17 protein-coding genes and 1 other RNA gene are annotated in these 19,380 nt (G+C 42.0%); 14 read left to right on the top strand and 4 right to left on the bottom strand.

Annotation, left to right across the window (positions count from 1 at the left end; translation table 11 throughout):
• Nucleotides 1–185 precede the first annotated feature (185 nt).
• Both BROSI_RS13920 and BROSI_RS13915 read right to left on the bottom strand, forming a co-directional pair.
• Nucleotides 186–1,163: an Mrp/NBP35 family ATP-binding protein gene (locus BROSI_RS13920; RefSeq protein WP_230400691.1), complete on the bottom strand. Its 978-nt coding sequence runs from the start codon at nucleotides 1,161–1,163 to the stop codon at nucleotides 186–188.
• Between the two features lie 36 nt (nucleotides 1,164–1,199).
• Nucleotides 1,200–1,787, bottom strand: a complete 588-nt coding sequence (locus BROSI_RS13915) for a 4Fe-4S dicluster domain-containing protein (RefSeq protein WP_052564405.1) — start codon at nucleotides 1,785–1,787, stop codon at nucleotides 1,200–1,202.
• 133 nt (nucleotides 1,788–1,920) lie between these two features.
• Between BROSI_RS13915 and mobB the strand changes: the two genes are divergently transcribed.
• From mobB to BROSI_RS13890, 5 genes are all read left to right on the top strand, one after another.
• A complete protein-coding gene (gene mobB / locus BROSI_RS13910; RefSeq protein ID WP_052564404.1) occupies nucleotides 1,921–2,445 on the top strand; it encodes a molybdopterin-guanine dinucleotide biosynthesis protein B in 525 nt (174 codons plus the stop codon).
• Nucleotides 2,446–2,662: 217 nt separating this feature from the next.
• A complete protein-coding gene (locus BROSI_RS13905) occupies nucleotides 2,663–4,174 on the top strand; it encodes an energy transducer TonB family protein (RefSeq protein ID WP_052564403.1) in 1,512 nt (503 codons plus the stop codon).
• Nucleotides 4,175–4,317: 143 nt separating this feature from the next.
• Nucleotides 4,318–4,935, top strand: a complete 618-nt coding sequence (locus BROSI_RS13900; protein WP_052564402.1) for a MotA/TolQ/ExbB proton channel family protein — start codon at nucleotides 4,318–4,320, stop codon at nucleotides 4,933–4,935.
• Between the two features lie 221 nt (nucleotides 4,936–5,156).
• A complete protein-coding gene (locus BROSI_RS13895) occupies nucleotides 5,157–5,570 on the top strand; it encodes an ExbD/TolR family protein (protein WP_052564401.1) in 414 nt (137 codons plus the stop codon).
• A gap of 109 nt (nucleotides 5,571–5,679) precedes the next feature.
• On the top strand, nucleotides 5,680–6,162 hold the full coding sequence (locus BROSI_RS13890; RefSeq protein ID WP_052564400.1) for a hypothetical protein: 483 nt from the start codon (nucleotides 5,680–5,682) through the stop codon (nucleotides 6,160–6,162).
• Between the two features lie 289 nt (nucleotides 6,163–6,451).
• Here BROSI_RS13890 and BROSI_RS13885 read toward each other — a convergent pair whose 3' ends face one another.
• Complete coding sequence (locus BROSI_RS13885) at nucleotides 6,452–7,309, bottom strand: uracil-DNA glycosylase (RefSeq protein ID WP_200891753.1); 858 nt, start codon at nucleotides 7,307–7,309, stop codon at nucleotides 6,452–6,454.
• A gap of 22 nt (nucleotides 7,310–7,331) precedes the next feature.
• Entirely contained in the window at nucleotides 7,332–8,339 is a 1,008-nt protein-coding gene (locus BROSI_RS13880; protein ID WP_052564399.1) for a DHH family phosphoesterase, read from the bottom strand.
• A 290-nt stretch (nucleotides 8,340–8,629) separates the two neighbouring features.
• On the opposite strand from BROSI_RS13880, the gene BROSI_RS13875 reads away from it, so the two are divergent.
• The 9 genes from BROSI_RS13875 (at nucleotide 8,630) to BROSI_RS13840 (ending at nucleotide 19,314) form a co-directional block, all read left to right on the top strand.
• Complete coding sequence (locus BROSI_RS13875) at nucleotides 8,630–11,017, top strand: bifunctional dihydroorotate dehydrogenase B NAD binding subunit/NADPH-dependent glutamate synthase (RefSeq protein ID WP_052564398.1); 2,388 nt, start codon at nucleotides 8,630–8,632, stop codon at nucleotides 11,015–11,017.
• The gene (gene thiS, locus BROSI_RS13870) at nucleotides 11,014–11,214 is read left to right on the top strand and encodes a sulfur carrier protein ThiS (RefSeq protein ID WP_052564397.1); all 201 of its coding nucleotides are present in this window, start codon (nucleotides 11,014–11,016) and stop codon (nucleotides 11,212–11,214) included. The genes BROSI_RS13875 and thiS overlap by 4 nt, the downstream gene beginning before the upstream one ends.
• 13 nt (nucleotides 11,215–11,227) lie before the next feature.
• Nucleotides 11,228–11,992: a thiazole synthase gene (locus BROSI_RS13865; protein ID WP_052565849.1), complete on the top strand. Its 765-nt coding sequence runs from the start codon at nucleotides 11,228–11,230 to the stop codon at nucleotides 11,990–11,992.
• Between the two features lie 188 nt (nucleotides 11,993–12,180).
• The gene (hisF, locus tag BROSI_RS13860; protein WP_052564396.1) at nucleotides 12,181–12,957 is read left to right on the top strand and encodes an imidazole glycerol phosphate synthase subunit HisF; all 777 of its coding nucleotides are present in this window, start codon (nucleotides 12,181–12,183) and stop codon (nucleotides 12,955–12,957) included.
• A 142-nt stretch (nucleotides 12,958–13,099) separates the two neighbouring features.
• Nucleotides 13,100–14,893 carry a DNA primase gene (gene dnaG, locus BROSI_RS13855; RefSeq protein ID WP_052564395.1) on the top strand — a complete coding sequence of 598 codons (1,794 nt, stop codon included), beginning with the start codon at nucleotides 13,100–13,102 and terminating at the stop codon, nucleotides 14,891–14,893.
• Between the two features lie 114 nt (nucleotides 14,894–15,007).
• A complete protein-coding gene (rpoD, locus tag BROSI_RS21135; protein ID WP_052564394.1) occupies nucleotides 15,008–16,660 on the top strand; it encodes an RNA polymerase sigma factor RpoD in 1,653 nt (550 codons plus the stop codon).
• A 54-nt stretch (nucleotides 16,661–16,714) separates the two neighbouring features.
• Nucleotides 16,715–17,449, top strand: coding sequence for a zinc ribbon domain-containing protein (locus BROSI_RS13845; RefSeq protein WP_052564393.1), 735 nt, complete (start codon nucleotides 16,715–16,717; stop codon nucleotides 17,447–17,449).
• Between the two features lie 75 nt (nucleotides 17,450–17,524).
• Nucleotides 17,525–17,936: RNase P RNA component class A (gene rnpB / locus BROSI_RS18580), an RNA gene on the top strand.
• Nucleotides 17,937–18,456: 520 nt separating this feature from the next.
• A complete protein-coding gene (locus BROSI_RS13840; protein ID WP_052564392.1) occupies nucleotides 18,457–19,314 on the top strand; it encodes a hypothetical protein in 858 nt (285 codons plus the stop codon).
• Nucleotides 19,315–19,380: the final 66 nt, after the last annotated feature.

Raw genomic sequence — 19,380 nt, 5'->3', positions numbered from 1 at the left:
TACATTGTCAAATAATTTTTGGGAAGGATACTCCGAAATGGAAAAGAGGAACGGCATCAGAAAAGGAAATTACCGTTTAAGAATAGATAAGGAAAAATCTTCAACAGGAAATTGCATCAATCAAACCATTTTCTCATTTTTTATCCGTATTGCAAATTCATCTGAATTGTTCAATTATCACGTTGTTACTGGATTTTTTCAACAAAATCCGGATCTACCGGGACCTTGCCGAGAAAAGGCACTTCCCTGTATTCGGTAACTTTACCGAGTTCGTCTTTGCGGGTACTGACAAAGACTTCACATTTCCTGACTATTTCACCAAAAGTCTTCGCCGCCTCAGAATTGGGATAGGCAGCTACAAATGCCTCGCCATTATCGCATTTTTCCGTAATCCCGGGATCTAATGGTATCTTGCCAAGAAACTCTACTCCCAATTCCCCACAAATCTTCTCCCCTCCACCCGTTTTAAACACATCAATCTGTGTATTACAGTGGGGACAAACGAGGCCGCTCATATTCTCCACAATCCCAATAATGGGCACATTGCTATCCCGGGAAAAAACAACAGCCTTTCTTACATCTAACAGCACCACATCCTGGGGTGTTGTAACGATCACAGAACCGTCTACCTTCCCGATAAGCTCAATAATAGAGATAGCTTCATTCCCGGTTCCCGGTGGTAAATCCACCAAAAGATAATCCAATTCTCCCCAGCACACGCTTCCCATCAACTCGCAGAGAAAATCCCATTTTGCGGAATCCCTCCAGATGACCGGCATTGAGGGGTCTTCTATCAAAAAGGAAAGTGATGCAACTTTTAAATTTGGTAACACTTCCAAAGGAAGCACGCCACCACTGCTGCCCTTGAGCCTTTTTCCCTCCACACCTAGCATTATGGGGATGTTGGGACCGTGGATATCTGCATCAGCTATTCCGACCTTATAGCCCTTTCGGGCTAATGCAACACCGAGGTTTGTTGTTACCGTGCTCTTGCCCACCCCTCCCTTATTGCTCATCACAACGATTTTATATTTAATATCTTTCATACGTTGGGCAATTGCCCACTTGTTATGCTCTATCTGATCCAATTGACACGATAACTGTTTCTCGCAGAGCTCACAGGTAAACGGAATCTTACAGTCTGACATCACATCCCCTTTCATAAACTCACATCCTTATTTTACTTCTTCAAACGAAAACTACCTTTTCGATATAACCTTAATTGCACAGGTATTATTTATCGTATGACAGGCGTATTCACAAACTCCGCAGCCGACACATTTCTCTTCATTGATCACGGGCTTACCATCCTCCTGATAAATCGCATCACCCCGTAAAGGACATTTTATATAACATAGTTGACAATCCTGCCCTCCCCATGCAAGGCATCGTGACTGATTAATCCTGGCGACACCCATCTTAACTTTATCGACATGCTCAAGGGGCTTCAAAGCCCCCTCTTTACAGGCAGCAATACACAATAACCCATTACATAAAACACAGGGATTCTCCCTGGGCATAATAACAGGAGTGCCCACAGCCACATCCATCAGTCCGTGGTACTTCTTGATAGCTTTTGCAGGACATACCTTGATACACTCGTCACAGCGGGTACACAAGGAAAGGAATTCGGACTCTTCAACAGCGCCGGGGGGTCGCAGGTAATCACCCTTGGGCATTATACGATCAACTTTTTTACTGGCATAATCCGCAACTTTGTTTCCCATGAAGGCAAACAAATCTTTAAAAAGTTGCCGTCTGTCCACTATTTTTTCCGTATTATCCATAAAAATACCTCATTTAAAATTCTAATTTACCAATAGTTGCTTTGTCAAGGTTAAATCACTACCACATTCATACTTCGAAAAGCTGTAAAATTCTTTTTTATTTCTGAAACGTATCTTTTATAATGAATATCCTATGCAATCAAAAGTGCCAATAATCTCCATTGCGGGTAAATCCAATAGCGGCAAGACCACCCTTATGGTAAAGCTTGTTCGGGAATTGAAATCCAGACATTTTAAGGTCGCCACGATTAAACACAGTCACCATAGTTTCGAAATAGATAAGGAGGGAAAGGATAGCTGGCTGCACACCAGGGCCGGGGCCGATGCAGTTGTTGTGGCTTCACAAAAGATGACGGGAATCATACGCATGACGTCCGAAGAGATTCCCCTCCCGGAAATTGTGAACACCTACTTACACGATATGGATATTATTCTTGCAGAGGGCTACAAGACCCAGGCTATTCCGAAGATTGAAGTCTTGCGTTCAGAAATCGGCGCTGATCTGGTATGTAAGGATGACCTGAACTTAATGGCAGTCGTTGGCGACAAAAAACCCGAAATCGATATACCCTTTTTTCATATCAATGACAATGCTTCTTCCATCATTGATTTTCTGCTATCGAGGCTTAAAAAAAGTTCTGCCGAAAGTTGTGCTTAAAAATATGCACTGCCAAATCGGTAATGACACGGATGAACACACGCAAATGTCCAAAATTTCATGTCTGAATCCTCTATGAGAATCTCATTGACAACAAAATCCACATGCAGTACACTTTCTAAATAATCGGGAATCAATTATAAGTTTTTAACATTTGATGTAATTTCCAACTAGACATGAATTTAAAGCATTTCCTCCAAATACTTAGCACAAAATTATGTCCATTAAACTACGTCCAGAATTTTTCAATAAAAACCTGTTTTCACTTCTTATTGTTGCATCCCTTGCTATACACGCTATTCTCATCTTCATGTCCCCACAGGCAAGTCAAATTCTCAGTTTAAGGTCACTTCGAGACAGTTTTATCCGTGAACCAAGTGAATATGCAGTTACCTTGGAACTTGAAAATGCAGATACCCGGATAGAAAATAGTTCAGATTCAAATACCGAACAAAATGAAAACAAGCCGAAGAAGGATGCAGATGCTGAAAAAAAGAAGCAGAAAATATTTACCGACACTTCCGATAATACCAAAGACGAGGAAGCAAACGTTGAAACGGATAAGATCGGCGAAAAGGGGGCCGTAGCAAAGGATAATTTTCCTGACGACAAGCAATCGGTCAATAATGAACCCCACGCTGAAGGGCGCTCTAAAGCCCCGTTATTAGGCAAAGGGAAGGCTGGCGCCCCTTATGATAACCGGCAACAGCCACAAGAACAGGCGGTTACGGCACAGGCAATTATTCCTGAGGATAGTAACCACGACAAAAATACTCCTCCCCGCTATGCCAATCTGCCCAAAGGACTGGAGGAACAAGAGATTCCTCCTGTAAAACCCCTGCACATGGCGCAGTCCCAGGCGCCATCTGAAGAAAAGAGGAAGATGAATGCAACAGAAGTTAAGACAATCAAACTGGACAAAACGATAAAAGCAGAAAATGCCACACAACCATCGAAAAGAGAACGGCTCACCATCGGGCATACTATCAGGAAAGAAGAAGCAGAACCCCTGCCCCATAGCGAAGGGGTACTATTTACGGATAAACAGGATGAAGTAAACAAGGAAGCTGAAACAGAAGAAGAATCATTAGCGCCTCTCAGGAAACAATCGTCTCTTGAGGAACACGAACCCGGAGAAAAGACGGATGCAGAAATGAAAGACCGTAATGAGACAAAGGAGACAAAGAATACCGCAATCCTTCAGCCTGAAATACCTGCAGCGCCTCCGGCAGAATTGCCAGGCGTTGAACCTCAACGCAGGCTTGAACGGGGATTGGATGAGCAAGAAAGCCAGGATGAATCGAAAAAACCCAAGGTCTCTTTCAGCGTTAATGCGAAGACAGAGGGATCCAATAATGACCCGGTGCTTTTTGAGGACACGATATCAAATGCATCGATTCCTGGCGCGCCGTCTTTTAACGTCAAAAAACATGAGTATGCCGACTATTTTAAACATATCAGAGACAGGATATCCCTGTACTGGTTCCTTGGGTATGGAACCCGTGCGGAGATAAAACTAGAAACCAGAGAGGACAAACCGATTATTGTAGAGTTTAAAGTATTACCCGACGGTTCTATTGATGGAGTCAAGATTGTGGATGATGCAGGAAATTTTAATCTCGCCTCCCGGCTTGTATCCTCGATCAAAAATGCAGCGCCATTGAATCCTTTCCCTTCCAAAATCAAGGAGCCATCAATCGATGTGAGGTTTAATTTCTATTTTTTCTAATTTATAGGAATTTTCATTTTATTTATGCGGTTTTTTGGGTGGCACGGACAAACTTTGTTTGTCCGTGTTTATCTTAACTTGAAATTTTCTGGTCAAGTTTTAACAATAGTATTTTTATTTTATAAACAGGAGGAGATAATACCTTGGAATGGCTCATAGGTGGTGGTCCCATCATGATACCACTGTTCATTTGTTCTGTTTTAGCTCTTGCGGTGATCATTGAAAGGGCAATAAATTTGCGCAGGGATAAAATCCTAAAACCGGAGATCATCCAGACCATAGAGGCAATACGCAGTCAAAAAGATATACCCCTTGCAATCTCCAAATGCGAAGTGATTTCTGGTCCTTTTTCCAATCTGCTGAGACGCATCCTTACCAACAACCATCTCACACGGGAAGAAAAATTTATTGATATACAGGCAGCCGGACGACAAGAAACCAAGGCGCTCGAAAAGAGACTTTTGGTATTAGAAGTCATTACAGCAGTAGCCCCCTTATTGGGGTTGCTTGGAACGGTATTGGGATTAGAGGACATTTTTGGGATTATTTCCGAGCTGGGATTGGGGCAGGCCAGGGCATTCTCCGCAGGACTGGCAGAAGCGATCCGAACAACCGTATTTGGACTTTTTATTGCAATCCCGTCGCTGGTTGCCTATAGTTATTTTGATAAAAAGGTGGATACGTTTGTACTGGAAATGGAAGAATACTCCATGCATATCCTCAATAAACTCTATCCTGCTCAAGATTCTGATAAAAAATAAGATAATCAGACGAAGAAGACTGAATTTGGTTACCTTTCGGTAATGACTTTTTGTTAATATAAAGGACACACACCCCTTTATCCCCTCTTGTTAGAGGGGAAACGCCATAATCTCCCCTCTATGAAGCGGGGCTGGGGGGTGTGTTAACAGTTTGCTATGCTTCACATAACTTTCGTAACTCCTAAGACTTGAATACCTAAACTTTTAAATTATAAATAACTATGCGATTCCGTGAAAAACGTCTTACAAAATCTATCATAAACCTTACCCCAATGGTGGACATGCTGTTTCTGATACTCTTATTTTTTCTGGTTACATCCAGTTTTATAGAACAGCCAAATATCAAATTGGAACTTCCATCAACCAAGTATGCTTCCACCAGTAAAATTGAGGAGCGGGTCTTAACTATTTCCCGAGATGGGAAGCTATTCTTTCAGAATGAACCTGTCGAGCGAAAAAATCTTGTATCGGTATTAAAGAATGCCTTTTCAAAACAGGACGACAAGACCCTTATTTTGCGGGCAGACAAAAATGTATCTTATGGCACCGTCGTTGATATCATGGATGCAGCCAAAGGGGCGGGTTTAAGGAGAATCGTTGCTCCCACTATTCTTGAACCAGAAAAACAGCCTTAACTGCAACGCAGCACAGTTGCAACCAAAATAAACCGCCAGCCTCGCAAGAATATTTCATTATACTTATAAACACTTTTTAAAATGGCAAAATATTGCCGGATAATCGTATATGTCTCCTGAGCAAATAAAACTGTGCCCGGAATGCGGATCAGAGTATTATGCGTATATTTCAGCATGCGCCGACTGTGGCATCCCTCTGAAAATGCCGGAAGAGATCGAAAAAAAGAGGGATAATAAACCGGACGTTACCGCTCATCTCCCTGACGAATGGGTTGCAATCAGGGAAGAAGGGAAAGAGGGTATCCGGGAGTTATCGGATTTACTTTCGAGAAACGGCATTTCTTCCAAAATTGCATTGGCTCCGGGTTGCAGTACGGGAAAGTGCGGATGCCGGTATCTTCTTTTAACGACAAAAAGAGATGCGCACGCCGCACACGATTGCATTGAGGAATTCCATACACAAAAGTATCCTGAAATCAAAACCTCCCAGGAATGGGAATTACAGGGAAGATGCCCCGCTTGTGGTTTTTGTGTGAGTCCCGACACGAAAGAATGCCCTGATTGCGGTCTCGTGTTAATGAGTGAAAAGTAACCGCTCATTTGAATTTATCCATTGCCACAATCAGAACATGGACAATGTTCTCAAAAACCATGCATTGCTTTAATCGCTATGGCTTGCTGAGGGAACTCAATAAGCATTTTGAATTAGGAAGGTCTGGCCTTATTTGATACGATTGCCCTGTCTTTTTTTAGCCATTCAAATGAGAACAATAGATAAGAAAAGATTGGTAATAGTATTTTGTCGAAATTTTTTACATGAACTAGGAAGTTGCCAAATATTGTGCTATGTCACACTTCTATAGCAGACCATATTGTGGAATCTAAACCTGTGCATCTTTTTCCGATAATTTACCCAGAAAATCCCTTACCTTCTTCATATCCTCCCAGACCTTCACCTTGTCATTCGGGTTTCTTAAGAGATAGGCGGGATGGAAGGTGACCATCATGGGAATACCCTTGTAGTCATGGAATTTACCCCTGAGCGTACCAACCGGAGCCTTCGTGCTGAGCAGGGTCTGGGCAGCAAAGGTGCCAAGGGCACATAAGACCTTTGGCTGAATTATCTCGATCTGTTTCAAGAGATAGGGCATGCAGAGGACGATTTCTTCGGGGAGGGGATTACGGTTTCCCGGAGGGCGGCATTTCAGGACGTTTGCTATATACACATCACTGCGATTCAGACCAATAGCCTCAATAATCTTCGTGAGTAATTGACCCGCACGACCCACGAAAGGCTCGCCCTGTAAATCTTCATCACGACCAGGCGCCTCACCCACAAACATAAGGTTCGCCATGGAATTGCCTACACCAAAAACAAGATTGGTACGCGTCTTGCTCAATGGGCATTTATGGCAGGCCAACATTTCACGTTTTAGTTCTTCCAAAATCTGAATCCTTCTCTCTTTTTCACTCAGAGAGGTTTGATCACCCAATGGCTTTACTGTAACAGTGGGCGAACGGCCGTTCGCCCCTCCCTTCACCATCTGAATTTGTTTGCCGACAGCAGGGGTTTCGATACGCTTGCTTTCTGTAAGAGGATTTCGTGAAGGCGGACTCATTACCCTGCTTGGTTTGGAAAGAGTAATTATTTCTATTCCAAAGCCCTTTTCCATCTCAACCTTAGTTTTCACAGCGTTAATTATGGATGTCAGCTCTTGTTTTATATCATCTATATGCATGGCAATAGTTCACCGCGGATTTTCACGAAATTACACCGCTTTTTTGCAACAAAACCTTCTCTAATTCTTCAAGAATGAGTTGCTGAACCTCAGCAATGCTGCCTTGTATCTCACAACCGGCGGCATATTTATGACCACCACCTCCAAACTTTTTAGCAACGTCGTTTACGTTAAAACCATTTCTACTCCTGAGACTTACTTTCACCCAATTAGGCTTCGTCATCTCACGGAGCAATACCCCAACAGTCACCCCATCGATAGACACGGGAATGTCAGCAAATTCCTGCGTATCGATAGCATTAACGTTCGCTTTCTCCAACATTTCTTTGGTCAGCCAGATTGTGGCAATTTGATTCCCGGCATGGAGGCTGACCGTGTTAAGCACCTGGGCATGCAGTTGTACCGAATTAAATGGATTCGCATTGTAAACGTTTTTGGAAATCTCCGTATGCCTTGCCCCACGTTCGAGGAGAAACGCGGCCGCCCTGAGTGCCTGAGATGTAGTATTGCTATGAGTAAACCGCCCTGTATCCGTTACGATCGATACATACAAAGCAGTGGCGATATCCGGGGTAATATCAATATTCATTTCCTTAAGGAGGGTCAGGATAATTTCCCCGGTAGCACACATGCTCTCTGTCACCCAATTGATAGCACCAAAATACTCGTTAGAAATATGGTGGTCAATGTTTATGATTACCGCATCTTGGGGAATAATTTCTTGTGTTTTACCAAGGCGCTCTAAGGTGGGACTATCAAGGGCAAAAACAACCCCGGCCGGATCTTTCGGGAATTCAGGGTAGACATACATCCCTGTGCCGGGAATAATGAATTTATAAATCTGCGGAACCGGGGAGTCGTTGACAATAAAGACCGATTTCCCCATACCCGCAAGTGCATAGAAGAGGGCGATTTCAGACCCAATACCGTCCCCGTCCGCCCGGATATGGGTGGTAATGAGAAAATGGTGGTAACGTTTTATAACGTCACGGATATTGTCTACATACGTCTTTATACTGGCGTCTTTCATCTAAATACACTCCTGCCTGGTCAATTGAACAGGTTTTTTATCTATAACTCTCGGCTCTATTTGTAAAGAGCGAAAAGAAGAGGAAATTCGTCGAGGCTTGTCGAGAAATGTCTCTTCAAGACAATCCCACATACCAAATTCAAATCCAGAGGGAGAAACCAATTATATGCAGAACAACGAACGTTGTCAAACCTTCTTTTCCCTTGCATTTTATCTCCAGATACGTTACCATAAAATTTTATTAGATTTTTCCTGAATTTTATTATACATGGGTAGGGGGATATGGGGATATGTTTAAGATTGTTGAAAAGGCAAAGATTGCAGAATCTACTTTTTTAATGAAGATAGACGCTCCCAAGATTGCCAGCAAAAGAAAGGCTGGACAATTCGTTATGCTTCGTATAGACGAACCTGGTGAAAGAATACCTTTAACGATAGCCGGCTCTGATACGGCACGCGGGACGATTAGTATTATCTTCCAGGTCGCAGGAGATACGACCCGGCAGCTATCCGGTTTAAATGCCGGCGATTATCTTTTAGATATCGTAGGACCATTAGGACATCCAACGCATATCGAAAATTATGGGACGGCCGTGTGTATCGGCGGAGGTCTGGGTATTGCCCTGGTGATGCCAATTGCCCAGGCGCTTTACGATGCCGGTAATCATGTTATATCAATTATCAGCGCAAGGAACAAAGATCTCTTGATTTGTGAAAAAGAGATGCAGGCGTGCAGCAAAGAGTTCGTGATTGCCACTGACGACGGTTCTAAAGGTATCAAGGGGTTTCCAACGCAGGCGCTTCAGGACTTGATAAACCAGGGAAAGAAGATCGACATTGTATTTGCCGTAGGGCCGGTTCCGCTCATGGCTGCCGTCAGCAAACTTACCAAACCTTATAATATCAAAACGATCGTAAGTCTCAATCCAATCATGGTGGATGGAACGGGCATGTGTGGATGTTGCAGGGTCTTGATCGATAATAAACCCAAGTTTGTTTGTGTGGATGGTCCGGAGTTTGACGGACACCTGGTAGATTATGAGAATTTAACGCAGCGTTTGAAAACATACAATAGCAAGGAGCCGCGAATACCAAGCGTGAGTCAGGACAGTTCGTGCTGGAAACCGCCAGAAGACCGTGTAGGCACGACGCATAAACCCGCGGTCTCCATGCATGCCGCTGAAGGGCATGCCGTTATTGATCAATTAGCCGAGGGGCTTTCGGGTGCAGAAGCAGGCGTCGGAAAACCCGGCGTAAAGAAAATGGGCGCTATTCCGCGACAAAAGATGCCAGAACAAGATCCCAAAAACAGGATAAAGAATTTTGAAGAAGTGCCGTATGGATATACGCCGGAAATGGCACGCCAGGAGGCTTTGCGATGCCTGCAGTGCAAGAAACCTCTTTGTTGTGAGGGATGTCCGGTCAGTATTGACATTCCTGGATTTATTAAACTCATTGCAGAAGGTGATTTCCTTGCGGCAGCACGTAAGATAAAGGAAACAAATGCCCTGCCTGCTGTCTGCGGACGGGTGTGTCCACAGGAAGACCAATGCGAGAAGGTCTGTATCGTAGGGAAAAAGTTTAAACCCGTGGCGATTGGAAACCTGGAACGTTTTGTTGCTGACTATGAACGAAACCACGGGACTGTGGAAATACCTAATATCCCTGAAAAAACGGGTTATAAGGTGGCGATTGTGGGCGCAGGCCCTGCCGGGCTCGCCTGTGCGGGTGAGCTGATCAAGATGGGACACGATGTGACAATCTTTGAGGCGCTGCACAAGGCTGGCGGTGTGCTGGTTTACGGGATTCCGGAATTCAGACTTCCCAAAACCATTGTGGAATCAGAGGTTGAGTATCTCCGAAAATTAGGAGTCAAGATCGAGCTTAATACCGTTATTGGAAAAGCACAGACAGTCGATGAATTATTACAGAACGATTTCGATGCAGTCTTTGTTGGCACTGGCGCTGGTCTACCCATGTTTTTGGGAATTGCCGGGGAAAACCTGAACGGTGTGTATTCGGCCAATGAATACCTCACCAGGGTCAATCTGATGAAGGCCTACAATTCAACATATGCAACGCCAATCGCAATGAGAAAAAATGTCGCTGTAATTGGCGCGGGAAACGTAGCCATGGATGCGGCCAGAACGGCATTGCGTCTGGGCGCTGAAAATGTATACGTCGTCTACAGGCGTTCCAGAGATGAGATGCCGGCAAGGATCGAAGAGATCCACCATGGAGAGGAAGAGGGTTTACAATTCAGGTTCCTGACAAATCCCATACGAATTTTAGGCGATGAAAAGGGTTGGGTCAAAGGTCTGGAGTGTGTGCAAATGGAGTTGGGAGAACCTGATGAATCGGGAAGAAGACGACCCATTCCTGTAAAAGGGTCGGAGTTTGTGATAGATGCTGAGTGTGTGATCATGTCCATTGGCAACGGTCCAAACCCATTAGTTCAATCCACGACACCTGATCTGCAGGTAAATAAATGGGGCAACATTGTAGCAGATTTGGAGACGTGTAAGACAAGCAAGGAAGGGGTTTTTGCAGGTGGGGATATTGTAACGGGCGCCGCTACGGTAATTTTGGCCATGGGCGCCGGGAAAAAGGCAGCTAAGGCAATCGATGCCTACGTAAGGTCGAAAAAACCTGTTGCTGTGGCAAGTTGTAGCAAATGAAAGTTACTTTGAATGGCGAACGAAAGGGATGTCCTGAAGGAACGACTATAGAGAAACTGCTTGATTTATGCAAGATCGATAAAAATCGTGTCGCAGTAGAATTGAATTTAAAAGTCGTTCCTAGAAAGGAACTTTCCACGCGGATACTAAAGGATGAGGATGTTTTGGAGGTAGTAACTTTTGTTGGCGGCGGATAAGGCAGAGAAAAAAATAGAAGGCACAAAATTAAAGATCGGGCGGTATGAATTTGTTTCCCGACTTTTTGTTGGTACGGGCAAATACTCTTCGATGGAGGTAATGGAAGAGGCCTTGGAAGCAAGCGGCGCTGAAGTCGTTACCGTTGCCGTTCGAAGGGTAAAGATCAATGAAACAGCATCTTTGTTGGATCATATCGATACAAAGAAATACAAGATTTTGCCAAATACTGCCGGTTGTTATTCTGCCGATGAAGCTATCAGGGTAGCCCATCTTGCACGGGAAGCGGGTATGTCAGATATGGTAAAGCTAGAAGTGCTGGGTGACGAAGAAACACTCTTGCCCGACCCAATAGAAACGCTGAAAGCTACACAGGTTTTGGTAAAAGAGGGTTTTACCGTACTGGTCTATACCTCTGATGATCCTATTATTACAAAAAAATTGGAAGACGCTGGCGCCGCCAGCGTTATGCCGGCAGGAGCGCCAATAGGGTCCGGTCAGGGTATCTTAAATAAAAACAACATACGGATCATCCTCGAATCAGCAAGGGTTCCCATTATTGTAGACGCAGGTGTTGGCACGGCGTCAGACGTTACCATAGCCATGGAACTCGGTTGTGAAGGCGTACTGCTGAACACCGGGATTGCCCTTGCAAAAGACCCCGTACGAATGGCAAAGGCAATGAAACTAGCATGCGAATCAGGACGACTTGCATTCCTTTCCGGGCGCATACCGAAGAGACTCTACGCAAAGGCCAGCAGTCCGGAAAAGGACTTTTAAACTTCTTTTTTTTCCACCTCATGCAAAGTCTTTACTATAAATATATTGGAAAAAAATTTCTTCTTTTTTAAATTAGATTCATCGACTCCATCCGGAATGACATCACACAAAGCGAAGTCGAAGTATAAGTAAAAACCTTAACAAGGAAATTCCTTGCGCCAAATGAAAGCAAGGCCTTTAATTTTATTATGCTTGCCAAAAGAATTATACCGTGTCTCGATGTTAAGAATGGACGAGTCGTTAAAGGAACAAATTTTTTAAATCTGAGAGATGCGGGGGATCCGGTAGAAATCGCGGCTGTATATGACAGGGAGGGCGCTGACGAGTTAACCTTTCTGGATATCACAGCCTCCCATGAAAACAGAAACATCATTCTCGACGTAGTACAAAAAACTGCAGAACAAGTATTTATGCCCTTAACTGTTGGCGGTGGTATTCGTACTATCGATGACATTCGCCGGTTGCTCAATGCAGGGGCGGATAAAGTTTCAATCAACACAGCAGTGGTTAAAGATCCGGAGTTTGTTACAAAGGCATCAAGGCGATTCGGGAGTCAATGCATTGTGGTCGCGATTGACGCAAAAAAAAGAAAAGACACCCTGAATACCACAAAATGGGAGGTTTACATAAACGGCGGTAGGACTCCTACCGGGCTAGATGCCGTTGCATGGGCAAAAGCAGTCGAGGAAAAAGGTGCCGGAGAAATATTACTAACCAGCATGGATTGCGATGGCACAAAGGATGGATTTGATATCGAATTGAACAGAACCATATCAGAAGCCGTGAATATTCCAATTATTGCATCAGGCGGGGCAGGCAAATTAGAACATTTTTATGATGTTTTTACAAAAGGAAAGGTAGACGCTGCCCTGGCTGCCTCTATTTTTCATTATAGAACAATCTCTATAAGGGAAGTAAAGGAATATTTGACAAAAAAAGGTATTAACGTTAGAGTTTCTAAATAGTTATATATTTTTTATCACAAAATATTTGAATTTTTGGCATTTCCATAATAAAGAATTATTTTCGGGTTTATTGACATTATGAAATTTAATGATATAATTTGAGGGTTTGTATCTTATTCCAAAAATTTATCCTTTCCCAGTAATGGTAAATTTTATCCCACAAGAAAAGATTGTAGAGATACAGCATGCCACAGATATTATTCAAATCATATCCGAGTATGTTCACCTAAAACAAAACGGTAGAAATTTTATTGGTTTATGTCCCTTTCATTCCGAAAAAACCCCTTCCTTTACGGTAAATCCGGAAAAAAAACTTTTTAAATGCTTTGGGTGCGGCGAGGGTGGAACCGTATTTAATTTTATCATGAAACAAGAAGATATGGATTTTGTTGAGGCTGTAAAATTAGTAGCTTCCAAGTCACATATAGACCTTTCTCATTTGCATAATCAAAAGGGGGCATTTTCTCTTGCAGAAAAGACCCGTTTGATAAGCATAAATGATTTTGTAGCAAAATGTTATCATAAAATTTTGCTCAAGAGCGAACAAGGACGATTTGCAAGAGATTATTTACAGAAAAGGCAGATAAATGACCAATCCATAAAAAATTTCTGTCTCGGTTACGCTCCTGACAGTTGGGATACATTGATAAAAATATGTAATGAACGCAATATTTCAAACAAACTCTTAGAAAAAGCTGGTTTGATCATACCAAAAAAAGACAGAAATAGCTATTACGATCGCTTTCGTAATAGATTGATGTTTCCCATATTTGACGCAAGAAAACAAGTCATCGGTTTTGGTGGGAGGGCGCTGGATGATTCGCTTCCAAAATATCTCAACTCACCAGAAACAGTTCTTTTCAACAAAAGCAACGTCCTTTACGGTATTGATATTGCTAAAAGCACTATTTTGAAGCAACGGCGAGTAATACTCATGGAAGGGTATACAGATGTAATCATGGCGTACCAGAACGGTATCGAATGGTCGGTGGCAGTAATGGGAACATCTATATCAAAACAACACCTAAAGCAATTAAGGCAGTACTGCAATCAGGTAATACTGCTTCTGGATTCTGACGTTGCTGGATGGAAATCTTCCGATAGGAATCTGGACATCTTTATCGAAGAAGAATTTGATGTCAAAATTGCCCATCTGCCTAAGGATTACGACCCATGTGACTTTCTTGTGGCGGAAGGAGCTGAAAAATTTTTGTCGTATGTTAATAACGCCAAGGATTTTTTCAGCTTTAAGGTTGAGATGGCCGCATCCAAATGGGACATGTCAACCATTCATGGAAAGGCAAATGCCATTAATGACGTCCTTTCAACAGCAATGAAAATGCCTGATGTTATTGAACGTAATTTGCAAATCAAAAGGATCGCCGAAGAAATGTCTATTGATGAGCCTGCGTTACGGATACATTTGAAGAAATTCAATAAACAAGCACCTTTTCTGCAAAACAAACAAGACATCAGACATCAACTGGATGCCTCTTTTATGGCGCAGCGGGAACTCTTGTATTTGATGTTATCGTACAATGAACTTATACCAAAGGTCGTAGAAGAAATAGGGTTAGAAGAATTTAGCAATAACAACCTTTTTAAGATTGCCGAAAAAATCGTTGAACTATACCATAAAAATAGTGTGGTAAAAGAGGAAGGTGTATTGCATGTACTAGATGACGCACAACTCAACAAAACACTCATGGATATTATAACAACCAAAGAGTTTCAAAATATTACAAATCAGAACGAGCGGTTGGAGGCATGTATCCATTTTTTTAAAAAGCGGAACACTAAAAAAGAAAGGCGCCAAACAAAGGAAAAAACGTTACAGAGTATCAAGGTTGGCAGCAACGAGGAAGATATTATCGTGTTATTGAATGAATTCCATAAAAAAAATAAACACATTCATATCTTGAAAAATAAATCATAGTACTGAGATTGTCTTTGTGCCGTCAGGCGTGAGACTGGATTTGACAAACAAAGAAGACAAATATCAATCATCTCCATTTACATAAACAGCATTGGTAAGGAGGTCTATCTTTCGATGGAAAGTTTAAACCAAAAAATTAAGCAGCTTGTACAGAAAGGCAAAGAGAAGGGCTATTTAACCTATGAAGAACTGAACGATATGTTGCCCGACGATGCGGATATTTCTCCCGAAAAGATTGATGATATTTTAATGATGCTGGATGAGCTGGGAATCGATTTGATTGACGAAACAGAGATTGAGAGTCGTGATATTGTGGAGGCAGAGGAAGCAGAGACCTATACAGAAGTCGACTTAGAGTTTGGTGAAGTTCCAACAATTACAGAAAAGATAGATGACCCTGTGCGTATGTACCTCACGCAGATGGGGGAAATTCCTCTGCTTACACGAGACGAAGAGATCATGCTGGCTAAAAAGATAGAGATTACGAGAAAGAGATTTTTAAAGAAAGTGTTGCATTCCGATCTTTCGTTAGCAACCTGTTTAAGAATATTAGAAGATGTGAATAATGGAGAGCTTTCATTTGATCGTACCCTGAAGGTAAACGCGATGGTCGACAATTGTAAGGATGAGATTCTGGAGCAATTTCCCAGGAGCGCCAAAATTCTCAAATCACTCCTTCAAAAAAACAAGGAAGATTACCTGCGCGCCAAACGGAAACAGACCTCTGAGAAAGAAAGAATAAAACTACTTCGTGCAATCAGAAATAGGAGACGAAAGGGCATAGACCTGCTCGAAGAAATCAATATTCGCACGAAACGGATACAGCCCATGATGAAAAAACTTCAAGAGATCGCTCTTGAAATGGACGCTATAGAAAAACAAATGATAGAATACAAACAGCGTTCTAAATCGAATGGTCATTATAAAGACCTGGAATCTCAATTTACAAAGCTGGAAGAGGTAGTATTAGAATCTTCTCAGAGTTTAAAACAACGTGTAGAATCCGTAGAAAATATTTGTAGAGAACATGAAGCTGCCAAGAGAAAACTTTCCGGGGCGAATCTGAGGCTGGTCGTTAGCATTGCGAAAAAATACAGAAATCGAGGATTAAGCTTTCTCGACTTAATTCAGGAAGGGAACACGGGTCTTATGCGGGCAGTAGACAAATACGAATATCGCCGGGGATATAAGTTCAGCACTTATGCTACGTGGTGGATACGTCAGGCAATTACCCGTTCGATTGCCGATCAGGCGAGAACGATACGTATTCCCGTACACATGATCGAGACCATGAGTAAGATCAGGAATGTTTCAAAGAAACTCCTCCAGGAAAAGGGTCGAGAACCGACAATAGAAGAAATTGCCAGAGAGGTAAAGATCACCGTGTCAGAGGCACGGCGAGTTCTCAAAATATCCCGACATCAAATCTCACTGGATCGGCCAGTTGGCGAAAGCGAAGACAGTTCCTTTGGTGATTTTATCGAGGACGAAAAGGCAGAATCTCCGGTATCTGCGGCAACCCAGGAGATGTTGAAAGATAAAATTGAGAGTGTATTGGAAACGTTGACGTATCGTGAAAGGGAAATTATTAAGCTTCGTTACGGTATCGGTGACGGTTACACATACACACTTGAAGAAGTTGGTAAGATATTTAAAGTTACGAGAGAAAGGGTAAGACAGATAGAGGCAAAGGCAGTGCGAAAGTTGCAGCACCCGATCAGAAGCCGCAAACTGGAAGGATTCCTGGATGGAATCGGCGCGGATTGATCGCTTGTGTCTTGCCTGGTTTGGCGTAAGCACATTACCTGTTAAGAGGAATCTATGAACGAGCGGATAGAGGCACTACGAAGGTTGCAATTAATAGATACAAAGTTGAAAAGGCTGGAAGGAGACAAGCTCTACAGGGGATACGATGTTCAAAAGAAAATGAACCTGATCCAGCAAAAGAAGGCAGAATTGTCAAAACTGAGTGAAGAGATAAAGACCTTTCAGAAAAACGTTAATATGAAAGAACTTGACCTAAAAAGCATGGAAGCAGAGATAAACAAATTACGACTCCAGATGAATCAGGTCAAGACGAATAAAGAATACAGCGCAATAAAAACTGAAATCGGAGGAAAGGAAGCAGACAAGTCCGTTCTGGAAGATGAGATCCTGGGCATGATGACAAAGTATGAGGGAATACAAGAGAGATACAAATTATTTGAAAAAGAAATTGAACATGAAGGGTCGCAATTAAAGGAACTTCAGAAACATGTAGAAACCGACCTGAAAATATTGGAAACAGAAATCAGTGAAATGAGAAAAAAACGCGATAAATATGCATCCACGATGGACAATGATACCTTACAACATTATAACCGATTGGTAAGCCACAAAGATGCAGTAGCCGTAGTCAATGTTGTAAATCAGGTATGCCAGGGATGTTTTATGTCCGTAACAGCACAAACACTGAATCAGCTTATGTCGGGCAAAGATCTCACCTTCTGCCACAGTTGCGGTCGGATTTTATATTTGGACAGTGGCAATGAAGAGGTAGAGGAAGACATGAAGTAGATGCCTTAACTCTACCCGGAATGACGTCACGATGAACGAAGTGTGTACAGGGTATCATATTGAATTTCTTAACGTTAAAGTGGACAAGACGGTCGTCGGTTCCAACGCATCTCTGATAGAGAAGGAACGGGAGGAAAGTCCGAGCTCCACAGGACGCAGTGCTCCGTAACGCGGAGTCCCGGTGACGGGAAGGAAAGTGCAACAGAAAATATACCGTCCCGCCTTCTGGCGGGATAAGGGTGAAATGGCGGGGTCGTTCCCTGTTGAAAATATACAGGGGCAAGTATCGACTTAATGTAAGAGCCCACCGCTCCGGTGGTGACATCGGAGGCATGGCAAACCCCACTGGGAGAAAGGCTAAATAGGGAGGGATGAAGTGGTCCGCTTCGCTAGAACCTCTGGGTAAGCCGTTTGACCTCGCTGGCAACAACGAGGCTAGATAAATGACCGTCCACGACAGAACTCGGCTTATAGTCTACTTAAACAAAAATCCCCTCCGGTAAATAAGTCTGTAATTATCGGAGGGGATTTTCTTTTATCTTTTCTATTTCTTTTTTTCCTTTTCACCTGTCTTTTTCTTTTCTGGTTCTTCCATCTTCTTTTTTCCGCCAGGGTTATGTTTCGCACATGTCGTACACATACAATACCTCCTCCTTTTCAAAAAAAGTGGTTATTGTTATAAAATACGATTTCATAAAATTATAATACATTATCTCTTTTTTGCAAAGATTTTTCATATGTTTTCATTTTCGTGCAAACCTTTAGATTGAACGCCTGATCAATGGCGTTGAGTTGTATAGGTTGGATGAAACAAAGCGCATCCAACAAAACCATTGTTCTGATGGGTTCACTCCGTTTAACCCCATCCTACTCGACTTTTTTATATACTTCTAAAAGAACTACATATTTGACTAAATTATTTTACAAACATCCCGATAATCCTTACTAACGCCTTCCATATAACCAATGTCCCTCTTTTTACTTGCTAGCTATTTTAAAGGAATTATATGACATTTCCTCATTCGTCAATTAGAAGATATTTTTCTGAAGATGTATTAGAAAGGATTAAATCAGGCTTCAAATTTTTGATCGATAAGATTATCAAATCTGGTTTTGAATATGATTTACAAATAAGGAACAACTATTTCAATCTTTATTATAAAGGAAATAGCCTTGCTAAAGTAACTCCTAAAGTCAAAGAGATGTACGAAGTGAGAATAAATAAAAAATTCTTTTTGGGAACCACTGCAGCAAAGGATCGACGATTTACTGAAAACCAATATAAACGGGGTGACTATATTTGTTTGAAAATTCCAAATAATCACCTACATCCATTATTTCAAAATAAATATCTTAAAGAATTTTGCTCATGCATAAAGAAAGTTGGTTTCCAGGAAGAAACCATTTTTGAACAAATGATAATGACCGATAACGCGAATAGATCAGATTTTGTTATTATCGATAGGCAAATTATTGATAAGACCGATAATACCAGATTGGATCTATTATCCCTTGTGCAAATAAATGGAAATGATTACCAATTTTATCCTATTGAGGTCAAGTTAGGCAACAATAATGATTTGAAGGAAGATGTTATTGAACAACTTCGAGGATATGTCAAAAGGATTAAGGATAACTTTGGGGATTACAAAACATGTTACGAACTTAATATTAAACAAAAGCAGGAACTTGGTCTTATGAACAACAGCTTAAAAATCAATATAGTCGATGGCGTTTTTGGATTAATCGTCGTTGGTGCTTATTCAAAAATAGCCGATAAACAAATAAGAGAGTTAAAACAAAAAGCACCTGAATTAAAAGTTATTCAATTGAACAATTCCGTAAATTTAAAAAAAGCGATTTAGCTTAGTTATGTTACTCACAATTCAAAGAGGTTCAAAAGAAATCGGCGGAACTTGCATTGAACTTCA

Source organism: Candidatus Brocadia sinica JPN1 (assembly GCF_000949635.1).
Taxonomy (GTDB): Bacteria; Planctomycetota; Brocadiia; order Brocadiales; family Brocadiaceae; genus Brocadia; species Brocadia sinica.
This window is presented reverse-complemented; position numbering and strand designations above follow the sequence as displayed.

Coding starts and splice junctions, on each gene's coding strand:
- dnaG (WP_052564395.1), top strand. CDS start 13,100: ATGGTAAATTTTATCCCACAAGAAAAGATTGTAGAGATACAGCATGCC.
- BROSI_RS13875 (WP_052564398.1), top strand. CDS start 8,630: ATGTTTAAGATTGTTGAAAAGGCAAAGATTGCAGAATCTACTTTTTTA.
- BROSI_RS13915 (WP_052564405.1), bottom strand. CDS start 1,787: ATGGATAATACGGAAAAAATAGTGGACAGACGGCAACTTTTTAAAGAT.
- rpoD (WP_052564394.1), top strand. CDS start 15,008: ATGGAAAGTTTAAACCAAAAAATTAAGCAGCTTGTACAGAAAGGCAAA.
- BROSI_RS13890 (WP_052564400.1), top strand. CDS start 5,680: ATGTCTCCTGAGCAAATAAAACTGTGCCCGGAATGCGGATCAGAGTAT.
- mobB (WP_052564404.1), top strand. CDS start 1,921: ATGCAATCAAAAGTGCCAATAATCTCCATTGCGGGTAAATCCAATAGC.
- BROSI_RS13905 (WP_052564403.1), top strand. CDS start 2,663: ATGTCCATTAAACTACGTCCAGAATTTTTCAATAAAAACCTGTTTTCA.
- BROSI_RS13920 (WP_230400691.1), bottom strand. CDS start 1,163: ATGAAAGGGGATGTGATGTCAGACTGTAAGATTCCGTTTACCTGTGAG.
- BROSI_RS13880 (WP_052564399.1), bottom strand. CDS start 8,339: ATGAAAGACGCCAGTATAAAGACGTATGTAGACAATATCCGTGACGTT.
- BROSI_RS13885 (WP_200891753.1), bottom strand. CDS start 7,309: ATGCATATAGATGATATAAAACAAGAGCTGACATCCATAATTAACGCT.
- BROSI_RS13840 (WP_052564392.1), top strand. CDS start 18,457: ATGACATTTCCTCATTCGTCAATTAGAAGATATTTTTCTGAAGATGTA.
- BROSI_RS13845 (WP_052564393.1), top strand. CDS start 16,715: ATGAACGAGCGGATAGAGGCACTACGAAGGTTGCAATTAATAGATACA.
- BROSI_RS13895 (WP_052564401.1), top strand. CDS start 5,157: ATGCGATTCCGTGAAAAACGTCTTACAAAATCTATCATAAACCTTACC.
- hisF (WP_052564396.1), top strand. CDS start 12,181: ATGCTTGCCAAAAGAATTATACCGTGTCTCGATGTTAAGAATGGACGA.
- thiS (WP_052564397.1), top strand. CDS start 11,014: ATGAAAGTTACTTTGAATGGCGAACGAAAGGGATGTCCTGAAGGAACG.